Here is a 23,471-nt window from a genome sequence, read left to right on the forward strand (position 1 = left end):
AATGACTCAGCTCGATAACCTGTCTCTGGTTCAGCGATTCATCCGTTTGCCGCTCGCCCAACGGCAAGCGTTTCTGCAAAAAATGCAGAGCAAGAACATGAGCTTTGCGGCGTTGCCGATTCCCCCGGTGCGCGATGAGTTTGAAACGATTGGCTTGTCGTTCGCGCAGGAGCGTCAGTGGTTCCTCTGGCAACTCGACCCGCACAGCGCCGCTTACCATGTGCCGACGGCGTTGCGTTTGCGCGGTGCTCTTGATCTGTCGGCGTTGCAGCGCAGTTTCGATGCCTTGCTCGAACGCCATGAAGTGCTGCGCACGGTGTTTGTCGATGGCGCGGACGGCCCGATTCAGGTAGTCCAGCCGCGACTTAGTCTGCCGCTGACTGCGCAGGTGCTGGACACGCCGCCCGACGATGCAGGCCTCAAGGCGTTGATCGACGCTGAAATCGCCACGCTGTTCGACCTGCAACAAGGCCCGTTGCTGCGGGTCAAGCTGCTGCAAATCGCGCCGGATGATCATGTGCTGGTGCTGACCCAACATCACATTATTTGCGATGGTGCTTCGGCGCAGATCATGGTCGATGATCTGGTCAAACTCTACGCCGCGCACAGCAGTGGCCAGCCAGCCAACCTCGCGGCTTTGCCGATCCAGTACGCGGATTACGCGATCTGGCAGCGCAAGTGGATGGAGGCCGGTGAGCTGGAGCGGCAACTGGCGTACTGGACCGAGCGTCTGGGCGATGGCGGCGAAGTTCTGCCATTGCCCACGGATCGTCCGCGTCCGGCGGTGCAAAGTCATCGCGGCGCGCGTCTGGATCTGAGCATTGGCAGCGAGCTGAGCGAACGTCTGAAACAGTTGGCCCAGCGTGAAGGCATGACGTTGTTCATGGTCTTGCTGGCGTCGTTCCAGGCCTTGCTGCATCGCTACAGCGGTCTGGCGGATATCCGCGTCGGCGTGCCGGTGGCCAACCGTAATCGGGTCGAAACCGAAGGCCTGATCGGCTTCTTCGTCAACACCCAGGTGCTGGACGCTCAGGTGCAGGGCAGCATGCCCTTCAAGGCATTGCTGGCCCAGGTCAAACAGGCGTCGTTGGGCGCGCAAGCGCATCAGGATCTGCCGTTCGAGCAACTGGTGCATGCCCTCGCACCGGATCGACAGTCGAGCCACAACCCGCTGTTCCAGGTGATGTTCAACCACCAGGGCGGCACGGCGGCGCAGGCGTTGCAACTGCCGGGGCTGCAAGTCGAAAGCCTCGACTGGAGTTCGCACACCGCGCAGTTTGATTTGACCCTCGATACACATGAGGCTGACGGCGCACTGGCAGCCACCCTGACCTACGCCACCGACCTGTTCGACGCCGCCACGGTGCAGCGCATGGCCGGGCATTGGCTGAACCTGCTGCACGGCATCGTCGCCGACCCGCAGCAACGCATCGGCGAACTGCCGTTGCTGGACGCCAGCGAGCAGCAACAGAACATCGCCGAATGGAACCCGAATCCACGCAGCTTTCCGAGCGAAGCCTGCGCGCACCAACTGATTGCCGAGCAGGCACGTCTGCGGCCTGACGCGGTCGCCGTGCGTTTCAACGAGCAGACCCTGAGCTACGGCGAACTCAATCGTCAGGCCAACCGCCGTGCTCATCAGTTGATCGCCCTCGGTGTCGGCCCGGACGTGCTGGTCGGTCTGGCTGCCGAGCGTGGTGTGGAAATGATCGTCGGCCTGCTGGCGATCCTCAAGGCTGGCGGCGCGTACGTGCCGCTCGACCCGACTTATCCGCAGGATCGTCTGGCTTACATGATCGAGGACAGCGGCATTCAACTGCTGCTGAGCCAGGCTGCGCTGGCCGGTCAACTGCCGGTGCCGGACGGCGTGCAGACCTTGTTGCTGGACAGCGATGTCAGCGCGTTCGCCGACACCGATCCACAGGTGATGATGGCGTCGTCGAACCTCGCTTACGTGATTTACACCTCCGGTTCGACCGGCAAACCCAAAGGCACGTTGCTGCCGCACCAGAATATTTTGCGTTTGTTCGAAGCCACCGAGCCGTGGTTCGGTTTCGCCCCGACGGACGTCTGGAGCCTGTTCCATTCCTACGCCTTTGACTTCTCGGTGTGGGAGATTTTCGGTGCGTTGCTGCACGGCGGCGAACTACTTGTGGTGCCGTACGACGTCAGCCGTTCGCCGCAGGACTTCCATGCGCTGCTGTGCGACGCCGGGGTCACCGTGCTCAACCAGACGCCGTCGGCGTTCAAGCAATTGATGCACGTGGCTTGCGCTGATGCTCGGGCGAATGCCTTGCGTTACGTGGTGTTTGGCGGCGAAGCGCTGGACGTGAAATCCCTGCGCCCGTGGTTCGAACGCTTCGGCGATGCTGCCCCGCAACTGATCAACATGTACGGCATCACCGAAACCACCGTGCACGTGACGTATCGTCCATTGTCGGTGGCGGATCTTGAGCAGGACGCCAACAGCCCGATCGGCGAGCCAATCGCCGACCTGTCGTGGTACGTGCTCGACGGCGAACTCAATCCGGTGGCCAAGGGTTGCATCGGCGAGCTGTACGTCGGCCGCGCCGGTCTGGCGCGCGGTTATCTGAATCGCGGCGACCTCACTGCACTGCGCTTTATCCCCGATCCATTCGGCGAGAGCGGGGCGCGTCTGTACCGCACCGGCGACCTTGCGCAATACCGCAGCGACGGCGTGATCGAGTACGTCGGACGTATCGACCATCAGGTGAAAATCCGCGGTTTCCGCATCGAGCTCGGCGAAATCGAAGCACGCCTGAACGCCCTCGATGCCGTGCGTGAAGCGGTGGTGTTGGCGCAAGACGGGCCGAGCGGTCAGCAACTGGTCGGCTACGTGATTGCCGCGCACAACGTCGATAACGAAGCCGATTTACGCGAACAACTGAAAGCTCAACTCAAGGCCGATCTGCCGGATTACATGGTGCCGACGCACCTTCTGTTCCTCGAACAATGGCCGCTGACCGCCAACGGCAAACTCGACCGCAAAGCGCTGCCGCAAGCGGACGTCAGTCAAGTTCAGCAGGATTACGTCGCGCCGCAAAGCGAGCTGGAACAACAGATTGCCGCGATCTGGCAGGACGTACTGAAACTTGAGCGTGTCGGCCTGACCGACAACTTCTTCGAACTCGGCGGCCATTCACTGTTGGCCACGCAAATGGTTTCGCGCATCCGCCAGACCCTTGGCCTCAACCTGCAACTGCGCCAGTTGTTCGAAAACGCCAGCCTCAAAGCCTGCGTTGCCGCGCTGGAACAAACTCAAGTGGCCAAGCCTGCGAGCATCCCTCGGGCGCCGCGTGATCAAGTACAACTACCGTTGTCGTTTGCCCAGCAGCGTCAGTGGTTCCTCTGGCAAATGGAGCCAGCGAGCGCGGCGTACCACATTCCGGCGGCGCTGCGTATTCACGGCGCGCTGGATCTGAACGCGCTGCAACGCAGTTTTGCCGAGCTGATCCAGCGCCACGAAAGCCTGCGCACGACCTTCGTACAGGTCGATGAACAAGCGTTCCAGGTGATTCATGCCGAACAGGCACCGATCCTGCTGCCGGAGATTCTTGACTGCACTTCGGGCAATGCTGCCGAGCAGACTCAGGCCTATGTGCAGCGCCAGATCAGCCAGCCGTTCGACCTGCAAAACGGTCCGCTGCTACGCGTCGGTTTGTTGCAAGTGGCGCGCGAAGAACATGTGCTGGTGTTGACCCAGCATCACATCGTCTCCGATGGCTGGTCGATGCAACTGCTGGTGCAGGAATTGATTCAGCGCTACGCCGCGTATAGCCAGGGTCACTCGGTCGAGTTGGCCGAGCTGCCGATTCAGTACGCCGATTATGCGGTCTGGCAGCGCCAATTGATGGCGGCCGGCGAGCGTGAGCGCCAGCTCGATTACTGGACTGGCGTACTCGGCGGTGAGCAGCCTTTGCTGGAACTGCCGACTGATCGTCCGCGTCCGGCGCGGCAGAGTTTTGCCGGCGCACGTCTGGCCATCGACCTGCCGCCGCTGCTCAGCCAGCAACTGCGGCAACTGGCCCAGCGCGAGGGCAGCACGCTGTTCATGCTATTGCTAGCCTCGTTCCAGAGCCTTTTGCATCGCTACAGCAATCAGTCGGACATTCGCGTTGGCGTGCCGATTGCCAACCGCAACCGGGTCGAGACCGAAGGCCTGATCGGCTTCTTCGTCAACACTCAAGTGCTCAAGGCCGAGGTTGATCCGCAGCAGCATTTCAGTGCTCTGCTGGCGCAGGTCAAACACGCCGCCATCGGTGCCGAGGCGCATCAGGATCTGCCGTTCGAACAATTGGTCGAGGCGCTGCGTCCGGAACGCAATCTGAGTCACAGCCCACTGTTTCAGGTGTTGTACAACCATCAGAGTGCCGGGCGTCAGGCCCTGCCGGCGTTGCCGGGGCTGATCATCGAAGCGCAGGATTGGCACAGCCAGACCGCGCAGTTCGACCTGACCCTCGACACTCTTGAGGCAGATGGCCAACTCAGCGCCGCACTGACCTACGCCACCGACCTGTTCGACGCCGCGACGGTGCAGCGCATGGCCGGGCATTGGCTGAACCTGCTGCACGGCATCGTCGCCGACCCGCAGCAACGTATCGGCGAACTGGCGTTGCTGGACGCCAGCGAGCAGCAACAGAACATCGCCCAATGGAATCCGAATCCACGCAGCTTCCCGACTAAAGCCTGCGCGCATCACTTGATTGCAGAACAGGCGCGTCTGCGTCCCGATGCAATCGCCGTGCGTTTCAACGAGCAGACCCTGAGCTACGGCGAACTCAATCGTCAGGCCAACCGCCGTGCTCATCAGTTGATCGCCCTCGGCGTCGGCCCGGACGTGCTGGTCGGTCTGGCCGCCGAGCGTGGTCTGGAAATGATCGTCGGCCTGCTGGCGATCCTCAAGGCTGGCGGCGCGTACGTGCCGCTCGACCCGACTTATCCGCAGGATCGTCTGGCTTACATGATCGAGGACAGCGGTATTCAGTTGCTGCTGAGCCAGACCGCGCTGGCCGGTCAATTGCCAGTGCCAGAAGGCGTGAAGACCTTGCTGCTGGACAGCGATGTCAGCGCATTTGCCGACGCCGATCCACAGGTGACGATGGCGTCGTCGAACCTCGCTTACGTGATTTACACCTCCGGTTCGACCGGCAAACCCAAAGGCACGTTGCTGCCGCATCAGAACATCCTGCGCCTGTTCGAAGCCACCGAGCCGTGGTTCGGTTTCGGCCCGACAGATGTCTGGAGCCTGTTCCATTCCTATGCATTCGACTTCTCGGTGTGGGAGATTTTCGGTGCGTTGCTGCACGGCGGCGAACTACTTGTGGTGCCGTACGATGTCAGCCGTTCGCCGCAGGACTTCCATGCGCTGCTCTGCGACGCCGGGGTCACCGTGCTCAACCAGACGCCATCGGCGTTCAAGCAATTGATGCACGTGGCTTGCGCCGATTCGCGGGCGAATGCCTTGCGTTACGTGGTGTTTGGCGGCGAAGCGCTGGACGTGAAATCCCTGCGCCCATGGTTCGAGCGCTTCGGCGATACCACCCCGCAACTGATCAACATGTACGGCATCACCGAAACCACCGTGCACGTGACGTATCGTCCATTGTCGGTGGCGGATCTTGAGCAGGACGCCAACAGCCCGATCGGCGAACCAATCGCCGACCTGTCGTGGTACGTGCTCGACGGCGAACTGAACCCGGTCGCCAAGGGTTGCATCGGTGAGCTGTACGTCGGCCGTGCCGGTCTGGCGCGCGGTTATCTGAACCGTGGTGACCTCACTGCACTGCGCTTTATCCCCGATCCATTCGGCGAGAGCGGGGCGCGCCTGTACCGCACCGGCGACCTTGCGCAATACCGCAGCGACGGCGTGATCGAGTACGTCGGACGTATCGACCATCAGGTGAAAATCCGTGGTTTCCGTATCGAGCTCGGCGAAATCGAAGCACGCCTGAATGCCCTCGATGCCGTGCGCGAAGCGGTGGTGTTGGCGCAAGACGGGCCGAGCGGTCAGCAACTGGTCGGCTACGTGATTGCCGCGCACAGCGTCGACAACGAAGCCGATTTGCGCGAACAACTCAAGGCACAACTCAAGGCCGATCTGCCGGATTACATGGTGCCGACGCACCTGTTGTTCCTCGAACAATGGCCGCTGACCGCCAACGGCAAGCTCGACCGCAAAGCGCTGCCGCCAGCGGACGCCAGTCAGGTGCAACAGGATTACGTCGCGCCGCAAAGCGAGCTGGAACAACAGATCGCGGCGATCTGGCAGGACGTGCTGAAACTTGAGCGTGTCGGCCTCAGCGATAACTTCTTCGAACTCGGCGGCGACTCGATCATCTCCATTCAGGTGGTCAGTCGTGCACGCGCGGCGGGCATTCGTTTCTCGCCGAAAGATCTGTTCCAGCATCAGACCGTACAGGCGCTGGCTTCAGTGGCGCAGACCGGCACTGACCAGCAAGCAATCGATCAGGCCCCGGTTCAGGGCGCCGCGCTGCTGTTGCCGATCCAGCAAGCGTTCTTCGCCGAGGCGATTCCCGAGCGTCACCACTACAACCAGTCGGTACTGCTGAAACCGGCCAGCGCGTTGCAAGCCGAGCTTGTCGAACAAGCCTTGCAGGCCCTGGTGCAGCATCACGATGCCTTGCGTCTGTCGTTCAGCGAAAGCGCTGAAGGCTGGCGCGCCGAGTACCGTCAAGCGGCGTCGGAAAACCTGCTGTGGGTGCGCGAAGTCGCCGACGTCGCCGCGCTGGAAACCCTGGCCAATCAGGCCCAGCGCAGTCTGGATCTGCAAGCCGGGCCGTTGCTGCGCGGGGTGTTGGCGAACCTCGCCGATGGTACTCAACGGCTATTGTTGGTGATCCATCACCTGGCGGTGGACGGCGTGTCGTGGCGGATTCTGTTCGACGATCTGCAAACCGCTTACAACCAACTGCACGCCGTGCAGGCTGTGCAACTGCCGGCCAAGACCAGCTCGGTCAAAGCCTTCGCCGAACAGTTGCAGGGCCACGCCCGCAGCGCCGAACTGCAAGAACAATTGGCTTACTGGCAGGCGCAGTTGAGCGATGTGCAAGGCGACTTGCCGTGCCTCGATCCAGAGGCGGGCGCGCTCAATAGTCAGGCTGTCACCGTCGATACGCGACTGGACAAGCAACTGACCCGACAACTGCTGCAAGAAGCCCCGGCGGCGTATCGCACGCAGGTCAACGACCTGTTGCTGACCGCGCTGGCGCGGGTGATTTGCCGCTGGAGCGGGCACGCCAGCACCTTGATCGAGCTGGAAGGCCATGGCCGCGAAGAATTGTTCACCAACATCGATCTGACCCGCACCGTCGGTTGGTTCACCAGTATGTTCCCGGTGAAATTGACCCCGGCGGCTGACCTCGCCGATTCGATCAAGTCGATCAAGCAGGGCTTGCGCGCGATTCCCGATAAAGGCGTCGGTTTCGGTGCGCTGCGTTTTCTCGGTGACGACGCCACTCGTGCAGCGTTGCAGGCGCTGCCGCAGCCGCGCATCACCTTCAACTACCTCGGCCAGTTCGACGCTAGCTTCGATGAAGCGCAGGGCGCGTTGTTCAGCCCCGCCAGCGAAGGCGCCGGCGACGAGCAGAGCCCGCTGACCTCACTCGGCAACTGGCTGACCCTCAATGGTCAGGTGTTCGACGGTGCGTTGAATCTGGGCTGGACGTTCAGTCGTCAGCAGTTCGATCCGGCGCTGATCCAGCTACTGGCCGATGACTATGCCGCTGAACTGGCGCTGTTGATCGCGCATTGCTGCGAGCCGAGCAATCAGGGCATGACGCCGTCGGACTTCCCGTTGGCCGACTTCACTCAGGCGCAGCTTGATGGTCTGGCACTGCCGGCGCGTGCGGTGGATGACATCTATCCGTTGGCGCCGATGCAGCAGGGCATGTTGTTCCACAGCCTCTATGAAAACGGCAGCGGGCATTACATCAACCAGATGTGCCTGGACATCGAAGGCCTCGATCCACAACGTTTCGAAAATGCCTGGCAGGCCGCCGTCGATGCCCACGATATTCTGCGCAGCAGCTTTATTTGGCAGGGCAGCGAGCGCCCGCTGCAAGTGGTGCACAAACAGGTGCGCGTGCCCTTCACGTCGCTGGACTGGAGCGCTCGCGCCGATGTCACGTCAGCACTCGCTGAACTGGCTTCGGCAGAGCTGGCGCAGGGCTTTGATCTGGCCTGCGCACCGTTGTTGCGTCTGGTGCTGGTGCAGACCGGCGCGCAGCGTTATCACCTGATCTACACCCATCACCACATCCTGATGGATGGCTGGAGCAATTCGCAGTTGCTCGGCGAAGTGCTGCAGCGTTATGACGGCCAGACCTTGCCGCGTCAGGCCGGGCGCTACCGCGACTACATCAGTTGGCTGCAAGGGCGCGATACCAAGGTCAGTGAAGCGTTCTGGCTGGAGCAACTGCATTCGTTCGAGGCGCCGACCCGTCTCGCCGAAACCCGTTTCGGTGTTGACGAAGCGGCGTTCGCCAGCAGCCACGCCAGTCACTACCACTGGTTGGACAAGGTGCAGACCCAAGCCCTGAGTGAATTTGCGCGTACGCAGAAAGTCACCCTCAACACCGTCATCCAGGCCGCCTGGCTGATGCTGCTGCAGCACTACACCGGGCATGCCACCGTGGCTTTCGGTGCGACCGTGTCCGGGCGGCCGACCGAGCTCAGAGGCATCGAGCAGCAGATCGGCCTGTTCATCAACACCTTGCCGGTCATCGCCAGTCCTCGGCCGGAGCAATCGGTGTCGGCCTTGTTGCAACAGGTGCAGGCGCAAAACGTCGCCCTGCGCGAGCACGAGCACACGCCGCTGTTCGAGATTCAGCGCTGGGCCGGGCAGGGCGGCGAGGACTTGTTCGACACCTTGCTGGTGTTCGAAAACTACCCGCTGTCGGACGCGCTGCAAGCGCAGGCACCGTCTGGGTTGAGCTTCGGCACCGTAGACAATCAGGAACAGACTAATTTCCCGTTGACCCTGGCCGTTAATCACAATGACACCCTGAGTCTGCACTTTACTTATGCCCACGCTGCTTTCCCTACACACACCGTCGAGCGCCTGGCTGAGCAGGTGGCACACGTGCTCGCGCAGATGGTGAGCGCGCCGGCCGGCCGCAGCCTTGGCGAGATCGACTTGCTAGGCGATGTCACGCGCACGCTGTTGTTGCGCGACTGGAACGCCACGACTGTCGCAACGGCCGAGCGCCATCAGGTGCAGCAATGCATCGAAGCGCAGGCACGGCTGACGCCGGATGCCGTGGCGCTGGTGACCGAGCAGACCACGCTGACCTATGCGCAACTCAATGCCCAGGCCAACCGTTTGGCCCATGCCTTGATCGAGCGCGGCGTCGGCCCCGACGTATTGGTCGGTCTGGCGATGTCGCGTGGCGTGCAAATGGTGGTCGGCTTGCTGGCGATTCTCAAGGCTGGCGGCGCCTATGTGCCGCTGGATCCGGCGTATCCGCAGGATCGTCTGACCTACATGATCGAGGACAGCGGCATTGTCCTGCTGCTGACTGAAACCAGTCTGCAACCACGTTTTGCCGATGTCGCAGTGACCACGCTGTTGCTCGATCAGCCGGCGCATTGGCTGGATGCTTACAGCGAGCGCGATCCGCAGGTGCTGATCGATGAGCACAACCTCGCCTACGTGATCTACACCTCCGGCTCCACCGGCCAGCCGAAGGGCGTGACCCTGCGCCATGGCGGCCTGAGCAACCACATGCAGTGGATGCAGGAATGCCTGCAACTGACGCCTGCGGATCGCGTCCTGCAAAAAACCGCGATCAGCTTCGATGCGTCGGTCTGGGAATTCTGGCTGCCGCTGATGAACGGCGCGCAACTGGTGCTGGCCTCGGCGCAATTCAATCTCGACCTGACCACGCTGTGGGCCGACGTCGCGCGACTGCGCATCAGCGTGCTGCAAATGGCGCCGTCGCTGTTGCAAGCGTTGCTGCCGCTGGCGACGCGTGAGCAACTGGCTTCGTTGCGCCTGTTGCTGTGCGGTGGCGAGGCCCTGAGTGCGCACCTTTCACGTGAAGTGATGGCGCTGTTCGACGGTGAGTTGCGCAATCTCTACGGCCCGACCGAAGCGACCATCGACACCAGCAGCCACACGGTGCCGCGCACGGTCGCAGACGACGCGCGAATCATGCCGATCGGGCGCCCGATCAACAACGTGCGCACCTACGTGCTGGACGCGGCGCTGCAACCTTGCGCCATCGGTGCGACGGGGGAGTTGTACATCGCCGGTGATTCTCTGGCCCGTGGTTATCACCAGCGCGGCGCACTGACTGCCGAACGCTTTATTCCGGATCCGTTCGCCGGTTTCGGCGGTCGTCTGTACCGCACCGGCGACCTGGCGCGTTATGCCGAAGACGGCGTGATCGAATACATCGGTCGTATCGACCATCAAGTGAAGATTCGCGGTCTGCGCATCGAACTCGGTGAAATCGAAGCGCGCTTGCAAGCGCTGCCTGAAGTGCGTGATGCGGTAGTGCTGGCGCGGGAAGAACTGAGCGGGCCGAACCTGGTCGCGTATCTGGTCAGCCACGACAACAGCCTCGACGCGGCGCCTCTGGCCGAACAACTCAAAGCGCAATTGGCCCGGCAGGTACCGGATTTCATGGTGCCGACCCACCTGATCTTCCTTGACCAATTGCCGCTGACGCCTAACGGCAAACTCGATCGCAAGGCCTTGCCAGCACCGGACACTCGCGCGCATCAGTCGGTTTATCTGGCGCCGCAGAGCGAGCTGGAATGCAAGGTCGCGGTGATCTGGCAGGACGTACTGAAAATCGACCAGGTCGGGCTGGCTGACGACTTCTTTGAACTCGGCGGGCACTCACTGCTGGTGGTCAATGTGGTCTCGCGCCTGCAACTCGAACTGGGCCTGAAGCTGACGCCCCAACTGATATTCCAATTCCCGGTGCTGGGTGCGTTTGTCGCGCAACTCGAGCAGTCCGGCGAGCAAATGAGCACGTCGAAATTGAGCAAGCTTGAAGCGCTGCTTGATGAATTTGAGGAGGTTTGATGGACACCGCTGTCGCACAACGTATTGCCAGGCGCTTCATAACGCTGCCGCTGGAAAAACGTCGCCTGTACTTGCAGAAAATGCTCGAAGAGGACGTTTCCCCGGCGAACCTGCCGATTCCGCCTGTCAGTGCCGAGTTCGACACCTTGTCGTTGTCTTTCGCCCAGGAACGCCAATGGTTCCTGTGGCAGCTGGATCCCGACAGTGCTGCGTACCACATGCCCACGGCCCTGCGTTTGCGCGGGCCGCTGGACGTCGCTGCACTGGAGAAAAGTTTCCATGCGCTGGTGGCGCGCCACGACAGTCTGCGCACCACCTTCGTGCTCAACGGCGAGCACGCTGTGCAGCAAGTCCACGCGGTTTCGCCAGTGCAGCTGCAAGCGCAAGTGCTGGCGCAGAGGCCGGACGACACGCAACTGCGCCACTTGATCGAAGAAGAAACCCGCCAACTGTTCGACCTGCAACAAGGGCCGTTGCTGCGCACACGTCTGCTGCAACTGGCACCCGACGATCATGTGCTGATCGTGACCTTGCACCACATCGTCTCCGATGGCTGGTCGATGCAGGTGATGGTTGAGGAACTGGTCAAAGGCTACGCCGCGTTCATTCAAGGGCAGGCGCCGGTGTTGCCCGAGTTGCCGATCCAGTACGCCGACTATGCGATCTGGCAGCGCCACTGGATGGAGGCGGGCGAGCGTGAGCGTCAACTCGAATATTGGATCGCGCGCCTCGGCGGTCAGCAACCGGTGCTCGAATTGCCAACTGATTTTGCCCGCCCGGCGGTCATGAGTTATCGCGGTGCCCGTCTGGAACTGGACATCGACGCGGCGTTGGTCAGCGGCCTCAAGCAGATGGCGCAGCGCGAAGGGGTCAGTCTGTTCATGATCCTGCTGGCCTCGTTCCAGGCTTTGCTGCATCGCTACAGCGGTCAGAACGACATCCGCGTCGGTGTGCCGACGGCCAACCGTAATCGGGTGGAAACCGAGCGCCTGATCGGCTTTTTCGTCAACACCCAAGTACTCAAGAGCGAGGTCGACAGTCAGGAGGCGTTCAGCGCATTGCTGCAACAGGTCAAGCAGACTGCGCTGGGCGCGCAGGCGCATCAGGATCTGCCGTTCGAGCAATTGGTCGAAGCGCTGCAACCCGAGCGCAACCTCAGTCACAGTCCGCTGTTCCAGGTGATGTTCAATCACCAGACCCAAGGCCTGTCGACTGCAGCGCCGGTGGGCGGTTTGAAAGTCGAGGGTTTGCGTTGGGACAGCCACAGCGCGCAGTTCGATCTGACCCTGGAAACCGTCGAGCACAGCGACGGCCTGTCGGCGGCGCTGATCTACGCCACCGACCTGTTTGGCGCCGACACCGTTGCACGCATGGCCGGGCATTGGCAGAACCTGTTGCGCGGGATTGTCACCAATCCTGGCCAGTCCATCGGCGAACTGCCGCTGCTGAGCGCCGCCGAGTATCAAGCGCAGCTCAACGACGGTAACCGCAGCGTCGCGCCGGCACCTGAAAAAGGCTTCGTTCATCAGCTGTTTGAAGCGCAAGCAGCGCGCACCCCCGATGCTCCGGCGTTGGTGATTGATGGCGAGCGCTTGAGCTACGCGCAGCTCAATGCCCGGGCCAACCAGTTGGCGCGCAAGCTGCAGACCCTTGGTGTGGCGCCGGATGTGCTGGTCGGTATTTCGGTCGAGCGCAGCACGCACATGTTGGTGGGCCTGCTGGCGATCCTCAAGGCGGGCGGCGCCTACCTGCCGCTGGATCCGGCGTTCCCGCAGGATCGTCTGGCGTACATGATCGACGACAGTGGCATCGATTTGCTGTTGACGCAGAGCTCGCTGCTCAGCCAGTTGCCCGTGCCGAACTCGCTCACCACGCTGGTGCTGGATCAACAGGGCGATTGGCTCGACGGCTTTGCCGGCGAGGATCTGCCGACACGACTGCACGGCGAACATCTGGCCTACGCGATCTATACCTCCGGCTCGACCGGCCAGCCGAAAGGCGTGATGGTTCGCCACGCTGCGTTGACCAATTTCGTCGTCAGCATGGCCAAGGCGCCGGGCATGGTGGCGCAGGATCGCGCGCTGTCGTTGACCACGTTCTCCTTCGATATTTTTGGCCTGGAAATCTATGTGCCGCTGATGGTTGGCGCCTGCATTGTCCTGACCGGGCAGGAGGTCGCGCAGGATCCGTACGCGGTGCTGGCGCTGATTGCTGCCGAGCAGGTCAACGTGGTGCAAGCAACACCGTCGACCTGGCGCATGCTGCTCGATAACGAAAACGCCGCGCAACTGCGCGGTTGCAAGTGCCTGTGCGGTGGCGAAGCACTGCCTCAGGAACTGGCGGTGCGCATGCTCGCCCTCGGCGGTGAAGTGTGGAACCTCTACGGGCCGACCGAAACCACGATCTGGTCGGCGTTGCATCCGCTGCGCTCGCAAGATGCACAACCGTGGCTGGGCGGGCCGATCGACAACACCTCGCTGTACATCGTCGGCGCCGATTTGCTGCCGGTGCCTTATGGCGTGGCCGGTGAGTTGCTGATCGGCGGTGAAGGTCTGGCGCGCGGTTACTTTCAGCGACCGGCGCTGACGGCCGAACGTTTCGTACCGCATCCGTATGCCGCGACGGGCGAGCGTCTGTACCGTACCGGCGACCTCGCACGGCAGCGTGCCGACGGCATCATCGAATACCTCGGCCGCATCGACCATCAAGTGAAAATTCGTGGCTTCCGCATTGAATTGGGCGAGATCGAAGCGCGTCTGCTCGAACAGGACGCCGTGCGCGAAGCCGCCGTGCTGGCCCAGGGTGCGCCGGGTGGTCAGGCGCTGGTGGCTTACGTGGTGCCGAGTGCTGATCTGAGCACGCTGGATGCCGACGAACAAAGCCGTTTGCGCGACAGCCTCAATGCACGCCTCAAGATCAATCTGCCGGATTACATGGTGCCGGCGCACATGGTGCTGCTGGCGCGGTTTCCGCGGACGCCGAACGGCAAGCTCGATCGCAAACAATTGCCCAAACCCGATGCCAGTCAATGGCGCAAAACCTACGTGGCACCAGAGACGCCGGTGCAACAGGCGGTAGCGGCGATCTGGGCCGAGATTCTCAAGGTCGAGCGCGTTGGCCTGAGCGACAACTTCTTCGAACTGGGCGGTCATTCGTTGCTGGCCACGCAAGTGGTGTCACGCATCCGCCAGCAACTCGAGATTCAAGTGCCGCTGCGCCTGCTGTTCGCCCACAACAGTCTGCAAGGGTTTGTCCAAGCGATGGACTCGGCGTCGACCGAGCAGGAATCGGTGATCAGCCGCGTTCCGCGAGAACAGCCGCTGGCCTTGTCTTTCGCGCAACAGCGGCAGTGGTTCCTCTGGCAACTGGATCCGACCAGCAGCGCTTATCACATCCCGGCGGCGCTGCGCTTGCGCGGCGCACTGGATCCAGCGGCGTTGCAACAGAGCTTCGATGCGCTGGTCGAGCGTCACGAAAGTTTGCGCACTCGCTTCGTGCTGGACAACGAACGTCCGGTGCAAGTGATCGAAGATGCTGCTGCCGTGACCATTGCGCTTGCAGCGGTCGATGCCGCGCTCGACGCGCAAGGCCTGCGCGGGTTGATCGAAGCCGAAACCCGGCAACTGTTCGATTTGCAGCGTGGGCCGCTGCTGCGGGTCAAACTCCTGCAATTGGCAGTTGACGACCATGTGCTGATCCTGACCCAACACCACATTGTTTCTGATGCCTGGTCGATGCAAATCATGGTCGATGATCTGATGCAGTTGTACGCCGGTTTCAGTCAGGGTCAACCGGCTGCGCTGACGCCGTTGCCGATCCAGTACGCCGATTATGGCCACTGGCAGCGGCAATGGCTGGAGGCGGGGGAGCAGCAACGGCAACTGGATTACTGGACGGCGCAGTTGGGCGGCGAACAGCCGATTCTTGAATTGGCCACCGATCATCCGCGTCCGGCACAGCAAAGCTATCGCGGTGCGCGTCTGCCGATCAGCCTGGAACCGGCGCTGGCTGAAGGCCTCAAGCGTCTGGCAAAAGAGCGCAACATCACGCTGTTCATGCTGTTGTTGGCGAGCTTCCAGACCCTGTTGCATCGCTACACCGGGCAAAACGATATTCGCGTCGGCGTACCGATCGCTAACCGTAACCGGGTCGAGACCGAGCGCCTGCTGGGCTTCTTCGTCAACACTCAAGTGCTCAAGGCTGAGATCGACGGCAACCTGCGTTTCGACCAGTTGCTTGATCAGGTCAAACAGCGCGCATTGGGCGCGCAGGCGCATCAGGATCTGCCATTCGAGCAGTTGGTGGAATTGCTCGCACCCGCTCGTAACCTGAGTCATACACCGTTGTTCCAGGTGATGTTCAACCATGCCAGCGATGCGCGTCGCGCCGTTTCGACGTTGCCAGGCCTGAGCCTCGAAGAACTGACCTGGGACGCCGGCACCGCGCAGTTCGACCTGACGCTGGACACCTTCGAGTTCGATGAAGGCATCAGTGCGGCGCTGTCGTATGCCAGCGATCTGTTCGAACCTTCGACCATCGCTCGTCTCGGCGAACATTTCCTCAACCTGCTGCGCGCTATCGTCGCGCAGCCGACCCGACGCATTGGCGAACTGCCGATGCTCGACGCGGCGCAGCGCCGAGTGATCGTCGAGGACTGGAACCACACGTTTGCCGACTACCCGAACCAGCAGCCGGTGCATCATCTGATCGAAGCGCAGGTCGAGCGTGATCCGCACGCGGTGGCGCTGGTGTTCGAAGGGCAATTACTGACCTACCGTGAGCTGAACGAGCTGGCCAACCGTTTGGCCCATGCCTTGATCGCACGGGGCATCGGCCCGGATGTGCTGGTGGGTATTTCGGCGCATCGCAGTCTGGAAATGGTTATTGGCTTGTTAGCCATTCTCAAGGCTGGTGGCGCTTACGTGCCGCTGGATCCGGAGTACCCGACCGAACGTCTGGCGTACATGATCGATGACAGCGGCATTCAGTGGCTGCTGACGCAGCAGGCGCTGCTCGACACCTTGCCGATTCCCGATCGCGTGCAGACGCTGTTGCTCGACGCCGATGACGCGTGGCTGGGCGAGGCTGCCTCAAGCAATCCGACGCCGGCGCTGACTGCTCAAAACCTGGCGTACGTGATTTACACCTCCGGCTCTACCGGCAAACCCAAAGGCGCCGGCAACAGCCACGGCGCGCTGACTAACCGTTTGTGCTGGATGCAGCAGGCCTATGAGCTGCGCGCTGGCGACAGTGTGCTGCAAAAGACCCCGTTCAGTTTTGACGTGTCGGTGTGGGAGTTTTTCTGGCCGTTGATGACCGGCGTACGTCTGGTCGTCGCGGCACCGGGCGACCATCGTGATCCGGCGAAACTGGTCAGCCTGATCGAGCGCGAAGCGATCACTACCCTGCATTTCGTGCCGTCGATGCTGCAAGCGTTTGTCCTCGATGCCCATGTCAGCCGCTGCACCAGCCTCACTCGCATCGTTTGCAGCGGTGAAGCGCTGCCGGTCGATGCGCAGCAACAGGTCTTCGCCAAATTGCCGAATGCCGGTTTGTTTAACCTCTATGGCCCGACCGAAGCGGCCATCGACGTGACCCATTGGACCTGCCGCGATGAAGGTCGCGATGCGGTGCCGATCGGCGAACCGATTGCCAACCTGATGACCTACATTCTCGACGCCGAACTCAATCCGGTGCCGAGCGGCGTCAATGGCGAGCTGTACCTCAGCGGCCAAGGCCTGGCGCGCGGCTACCACCGTCGTCCGGAATTGACCGCCGAACGCTTCGTTGCCAGTCCGTTCGTGGCCGGCGAGCGCCTGTATCGCACCGGCGATCTGGCGCGCTATCGCCCGAACGGTGTGATCGATTACATCGGTCGCATCGACCATCAGGTGAAAATCCGTGGTTTCCGTATCGAGCTGGGCGAAATCGAAGCGCGCCTGCTGGAACATGACGCCGTGCGTGAAGCGGTGGTCGTCGCGCAGGACAGCCGCAGCGGCAAAGTCCTCAGTGGTTATGTCGTCGCCACGGAATTTGACGCGACGGACTGGCCGTCGATGCGCGAAACCCTGCAGGCGCATTTACGCCAGACCCTGCCGGAACACATGGTGCCGGCGCACTTGACCCTGTTGCAGAGCATGCCGCTGAGCCCCAATGGCAAGCTCGACCGCAAGGCACTGCCGGCACCTGACGTGGCTGAAGCCCAGCAAGCTTTCGTCGCGCCGATCAATGCGATCGAAACAGCGCTGGCGCAGATCTGGCAAGCGGTGCTCGGCGTGGCTCAAGTCGGTACGGCAGACAATTTCTTCGCCCTCGGTGGCGACTCGATCAACTCGATTCAAGTGGTCAGCCGCGCCCGACAGCAGGGCATAGGCCTGACCCCGAAAGACCTGTTTTTGCATCAGAACATTCAAGCGCTGGCGCGCGTGGCCACGGCGACTGAGGATGCGGTGATCGATCAAGGCCCGGTCACCGGCGACAGTCCGCTGGTGCCGATGCAGCAGTGGTTCTTCGCCAGTGATATTCCGCACCGCGAGCACTGGAACCAGTCGGTGATGCTAACGCCGCGCGAGGCGCTGAACGTCGCGCACTTGCAGCAAGCCCTCGCAAATGTAGTGGCGCATCACGACGCTTTGCGTCTGCGCTTTGTGCAGGCGAGCAATGGCGCCTGGCAGGCCAGCCATCAGGCGCCGACCGAGCAGGTGTCGGAAATCTGGCAACGCTCAGCCGAGGGCGCTGACGAAATCGTCGCCATCGCCGATCAGGCCCAACGCAGTCTCGATCTGCAAAACGGCCCGTTGTTGCGCTGCACATTGATTGCCGTGCAGGACGGCAGCGAACGTCTGCACCTGGCGATCCATCACCTGGTGATGGACGGTGTGTCGTGGCGCGTGCTGCTGGAAGATTTGCAGAATGCTTATCGTCAGCTCAGTGCCAATCAACCGGTGACGCTGCCGGCAAAATCCACGGCGTTCAAAACCTGGGCCGAGCAGTTGCAGGCTTACGCGCACAGCGAAACGCTGAACAAGGAACTCGACTACTGGAGCCGTCAACTCGATCAGGCCTTGCCGGAGTTGCCGCGCAGTCGTCCTGAGGGCAGTCAGGCGTCGGTGCATGGTCGTTCGGTCAATACGCGTCTGGATGCCGAGCAGACCCATCGTCTGCTCAAGCAGGCGCCGTCGGCGTATCGCACTCAGGTCAACGACCTGTTGCTCAGCGCCCTGGCGCAAGTGATTTGCCAGTGGACGGCGCAGCCGGCGTGTCTGGTGCAGCTTGAGGGGCATGGTCGCGAAGAGCTGTTCGATGGCGTCGACCTGAGCCGCACGGTGGGCTGGTTCACCAGCCTGTTCCCGGTGTTGCTGACCCCGGCGAAACAGCCAGCCGAAGCGATCAAGCGCATCAAGGAACAACTGCGCGCGGTGCCGGAAAAAGGTCTGGGCTATGGCGTGTTGCGCTACCTCGGTGCGGACGCTGTCCAGCAACGTCTGGCGCAATTGCCGCAAGCGCGGATTACCTTCAACTACCTCGGCCAGTTCGACCAGAGCTTCGATGAGCAGGCACTGTTTGTGCCGAGCGAAGAGGGCAGCGGGGCCGGGCACGGCGACGACGTCGCCTTGAGCAACTGGCTGACCATTGATGGCCGGGTGTTCAACGGACAGTTGTCGCTGGACTGGACGTTCAGCCGCGATGTCTTCGACGAAGCGGTGATTCAGCAACTGGCCGATGCCTACGCGGTAGCGCTGGAGCAATTGATTGAGCATTGCTGCACCCAGGAGCACTTGGGCCTGACGCCGTCCGACTTCCCGCTGGCGCGTCTGACCCAGCCGCAGCTGGATCGTCTGCCGGTGCCCGTGGCGCAGGTGGAGGATATTTACCCACTGTCGCCGATGCAGGACGGCATGTTGTTCCACACCTTGGCCGACGACAGTTCCGGTTTGTACATCAACCAGATCAGCCTGCCGGTGCACGGTCTGGACACCGAACGCTTTGCACAGGCGTGGCAATACGTGATCGGCCGCGAAGACATTTTGCGCACCAGTTTCCACTTCCCGGAAGGCTCGAATACCCCGGTGCAGATCGTCCATCGTCAGGTGGAGTTGCAACTGACGGTGGAAGACTGGCGCGTGCGAGACATCAATGAAGCCGCCGTCACCGAACGAGCGACCGCCGATTATCTGGCCGGTTTCGACCTCAGTCAGGCGCCATTACAGCGCGTCTTGCTACTGCGTCTGGAAGACGATCGCTACCAGATGATCTGGACCTGCCATCACATCCTGATGGATGGCTGGAGCAGTTCGCGGTTGTTCGGCGAAGTCATGCAGTTCTACAGCCACGGCCAGGTGCAGGGCCGTAATGGTCGCTATCGTGAATTCATCGAGTGGCTGCAACGTCAGGATCAGGGTTCGCTGGAAAGTTTCTGGCGCAGTCGCCTAGAACCGCTGGAGCAGGCGACGTCGCTGAATCAGGCGATGTTCCCGCGGCATGTCGAAGAACTGCCGGGGCACGAGGCGATTTATTCACGGTGGGACGCGGCGCAAACCGCGCGTTTGCAGCAGGCTTGCCGTGCCTTGCAAATCACCCCGAACACGTTGATTCAGGGGGCGTGGTTGCTGTTGCTGCAACGCTTTACCGGGCAGAACACCGTAGTATTTGGCGCGACCGTTTCCGGTCGCCCGGCCGGTTTGGCCAACGCCGACAATATTCTTGGCCTGTTCATCAACACCTTGCCGGTGATCCAGACCTTGCGGCCGGAACAGCCGCTGGATCAGTGGCTGCAGCAACTGCAGGCTTACAACACCGATATTCGCGAGTTTTCCCATGCACCGTTGGCGGACATTCAGCGCTGGTCGGGGCTGGGCGGGCAGGGCTTGTTCGACAGCATCATCGTCTTCGAGAACTACCCGATCGACGAGCGTCTTAGCGAGCAGCAGGACAGCGGTCTGAGCTTCGGTGAGTCACGCAATCATGACGTGACCAATTTCCCGATGGATCTGGCAGTCAATCTCGGCGAGCAACTGTCCATCGAGTATCTGTTCCTGCGTAACGCCTTCAGCCTTGAGGCGGTGGAGCAGATCCGTCGCACGCTGGAAGACACCCTTGAAGCGATGATCGCCGCGCCAAGCGTGTGCCTGGGCAACCTGCAGCGGTTGTCCGCGCAGCAATGGCAAGCGTTTGAACAATGGAGCGCAGCGCCTGAGGCGAGTTATCAGGCGCAGTTGCTGCCCGAATTGATTGCCCGCCATGCGCAGTTGCGGCCTGAGGCCACGGCACTGGTCTGCGGTGACGCTACGCTGAGTTACGCTGAGCTGGAGCGTCGCGCCAACCGTCTCGCCCATCGTCTGATCGAACTGGGTGCCGGGCCGGAAGTGGTTATCGGGGTGGCGCTGGAGCGTTCGGTGGAAATGGTCGTGGCATTGCTGGCGGTGATGAAAAGCGCTTCGGCGTATGTGCCGTTGGACATCGATTATCCGCCGGAGCGTCTGGCGTTCATGATCGAAGATTCGGCGATGGCGCTGCTGCTCACCCACACGCAGGTGCAAGATCGCTTGCCGGTGGTCGAGGGGCTGGCGCGTCTGGCTATCGATGAATTCGACGACAGCGCTTACCGCGACACACCTCCGGTCAGCGGCTTGCTCGCGGGCAATCTGGCGTATCTGATTTACACCTCCGGCTCGACCGGAAGGCCGAAAGGCGTCGCGGTGGCGCACGGGCCGATGAGCATGCACTGCCAGGCCATTGCCGAGCTATACGACATGGACGAGCGCACCCGTGAGCTGCATTTCATGTCGTTTGCCTTCGACGGTGCCCACGAGCGCTGGCTGAGTACGCTGTTTAGCGGCGGCACGCTGGTGATTCGCGACGCCAGTTTGTGGACACCGGAACAGACCTTCGAGGCCTTGCATCAGCACGGCATCACGATTGCCTGTTTCCCGCCGGCCTACCTTAAACAACTGGCCGAATACGCCGCGCACAGCCAATTGGCGCCGCCGTCGGTACGCGTATATTGTTTCGGCGGCGACGCGGTGCCGGATCAAACCTTTGAGCAAGTGAAAGCGGCGTTGCGTCCGCAATTCTTTACCAACGGTTATGGCCCGACCGAAACCGTGGTCACGCCGATGCTGTGGAAGGTGCCGGTCAGCGAACGCTGTGAAGCGGCGTACGCGCCGATCGGACGTGCTGTTGGCGAACGTGCGTTGTACGTGCTCGACGAAGATCTCAACCCGCTGCCGCCGGGCATTGCCGGCGAGCTGTACATCGGCGGCCAGGGTATCGCCCGTGGCTACTACCAGCGTCCGGATCTGAGCGCCGAGCGTTTCGTGCCGGACCCGTTCGGGCCGCCGGGCGATCGGCTGTACCGCAGCGGCGATCTGGTGCGCCAGCGTGCCGACGGTGTGCTCGATTACGTCGGGCGCATCGACCATCAGATCAAGGTGCGCGGGTTCCGTATCGAACTCGGCGAAATCGAAGCCAGTCTGCGTCAGCTCGCCGACGTCAGCGATGCCTTGGTGATCGCCCGCAACAGTGCCTCGGGTAAACAACTGATCGGTTATGTGGTGACGCCGCAGGGTGTGGCCATCGGTGATCGACTCAAGTCCGAATTGCGTGCGCAACTGCCGGACTACATGGTGCCGGCGCAGGTGATCTGTCTCGCCGCGCTACCGGTCACGCCGAACGGCAAACTCGATCGCCAAGCCTTGCCGGAACCCGAGTTCAAGGGCGCGGAATATGTGGCCGGGCGCACCCGTGAAGAGCAACTGCTGGCCGAGGTCTGGGCCGATGTGTTGCAAGTCGAGCGGGTGGGCATCACCGACAACTTCTTCGAACTGGGTGGCGACTCGATCCTCAGCCTGCAAGTGGTGTCGCGGGTGCGCAACCACGCGGAGCTGAAGATGGATCTGAAACTGCGCGACCTGATGCGTGGACAGACCATCGAAGCGATTTTCGAACAGCGTTCGAGCGCAGTGGCGAGCGTGGTGGAAGACGTGACGCAGGTGGCGGCGGAAGGGCAGTTCAACCTGATTCCGATCCAGCAATGGCTGTTCGATCAACGCATGAGCGAGCCGCATCACTACAACCAGGCGCTGATATTGCGTGCGCGGCAGGCACTGAATTTGCCGGCGCTGGAAATGGCCCTGCGCGCAATGATGCAGCAACACGACGCCCTGCGTCTGCGCTTCAGCGATGTCGGCGGGCGCCATTATCAGCATTACCAACCGCTGGCTGAAATGCAGGCGCAATGGGCCAACGAAGCGTTGCTGTGGCAGCACGAAGTGGCCGATGAAGCCGAACTGGAACTGTATGCCGAGCAGGTGCAACGCAGCCTCGATCTGCACAATGGGCCGGTGTGGCGCACGGCGCACGTGACGTTGCCTGATGGCGAAAGTCGTGTGCTGATGGTCATTCATCACTTGGTCATCGACACGGTGTCATGGCGTTTGCTGTTGCAGGATTTGCAGGTGGCTTACGAGGCGTACAGCGCCGGTGGCTCACCGAATCTGCCGATTCGCACCAGCAGCTATCGCGCCTGGGCCGAAGGTTTGCAAGCCTACGCAGCGGATTATCCGCCGGAGGAAAAGGCTTGGTGGCTGGCGCAGATCGACCAGCCCGGCAGCGAGTTGCCGTGCGATAACCCGCGCGGCAAGAATCAGGTGCAATACCAGTCGGTGGCGCATTTGGGCTTGTCGGAACAACACACCCAGCAACTGCTCAAGCAAGTGCCGGCGGCGTATCAGACGCAGATCAACGATGTGCTGCTGGCGGCGCTGAGCCGGGTGCTGTGCCGCTGGAGTGAGCAGTCTTCGGTGCTGATTCAGCTTGAGGGCCACGGCCGTGAAGATCTGGTCAAGGACATCGACTTGAGCCGCAGTCTGGGCTGGTTCACCAGCATGTTCCCGGTGCGCCTGATGCCCGGCGAAAACGCCGACATCGGTACCTCGGTGCGCGCCGTGCAGCGGCAATTGGCGGCGGTGCCAAATAAAGGTCTGGGCTACGGCGTGCTGCGTCACATGAGCGGCGGGGCGATGGCCGAGACCTTGAGTCAGGCACCGCAGGCACGCGTGACCTTCAACTATTTGGGGCAATTCGACCAAAGCTTTGACGACAAAGCCATGCTGGTGCCGGCGGCAGAAAGCTACGGCAGTTGCTACAGCCCGCATGCTGCGCTGGGCAACTGGCTGGAAGTGGTCGGTCAGGTGTTCGACGGGCGCCTGGCCTTGCGCTGCATCTACAGCACTCGCCGTTACCGCGCCGAGACCGTCGAACAGCTGATGCGTGAGTATCAGGCGGAACTGGAGGCGCTGATCGAGCACTGTGTCGCACAAGCGGCCTAAGTATTGGCCCTGATCCATCGTTATACACAGAGGAGCCCTTGCGGCTCCTCTTTTGTCTGTGGCTTTTT

2 protein-coding genes are annotated in these 23,471 nt (G+C 61.9%); both read left to right on the top strand.

The window, feature by feature from the left end; all coding sequences use genetic code 11:
- Nucleotide 1 precedes the first annotated feature (1 nt).
- Nucleotides 2-11,074, top strand: coding sequence for a non-ribosomal peptide synthase/polyketide synthase (locus AD669_RS08915; protein WP_053118844.1), 11,073 nt, complete (start codon nt 2-4; stop codon nt 11,072-11,074).
- Nucleotides 11,074-23,403, top strand: a complete 12,330-nt coding sequence (locus tag AD669_RS08920) for a non-ribosomal peptide synthase/polyketide synthase (protein ID WP_053118846.1) — start codon at nt 11,074-11,076, stop codon at nt 23,401-23,403. Before AD669_RS08915 ends, AD669_RS08920 begins: the two co-directional genes overlap by 1 nt.
- Nucleotides 23,404-23,471: the final 68 nt, after the last annotated feature.

Origin of the sequence: Pseudomonas sp. P1.31 (assembly GCF_001269815.1) — a bacterium.
GTDB lineage: Bacteria > Pseudomonadota > Gammaproteobacteria > Pseudomonadales > Pseudomonadaceae > Aquipseudomonas > Aquipseudomonas rustica.

Bases quoted from the DNA above. Each gene is read 5' to 3' on its own strand.
- AD669_RS08915 (WP_053118844.1), top strand. From the start codon at position 2: ATGACTCAGCTCGATAACCTGTCTCTGGTTCAGCGATTCATCCGTTTG.
- AD669_RS08920 (WP_053118846.1), top strand. From the start codon at position 11,074: ATGGACACCGCTGTCGCACAACGTATTGCCAGGCGCTTCATAACGCTG.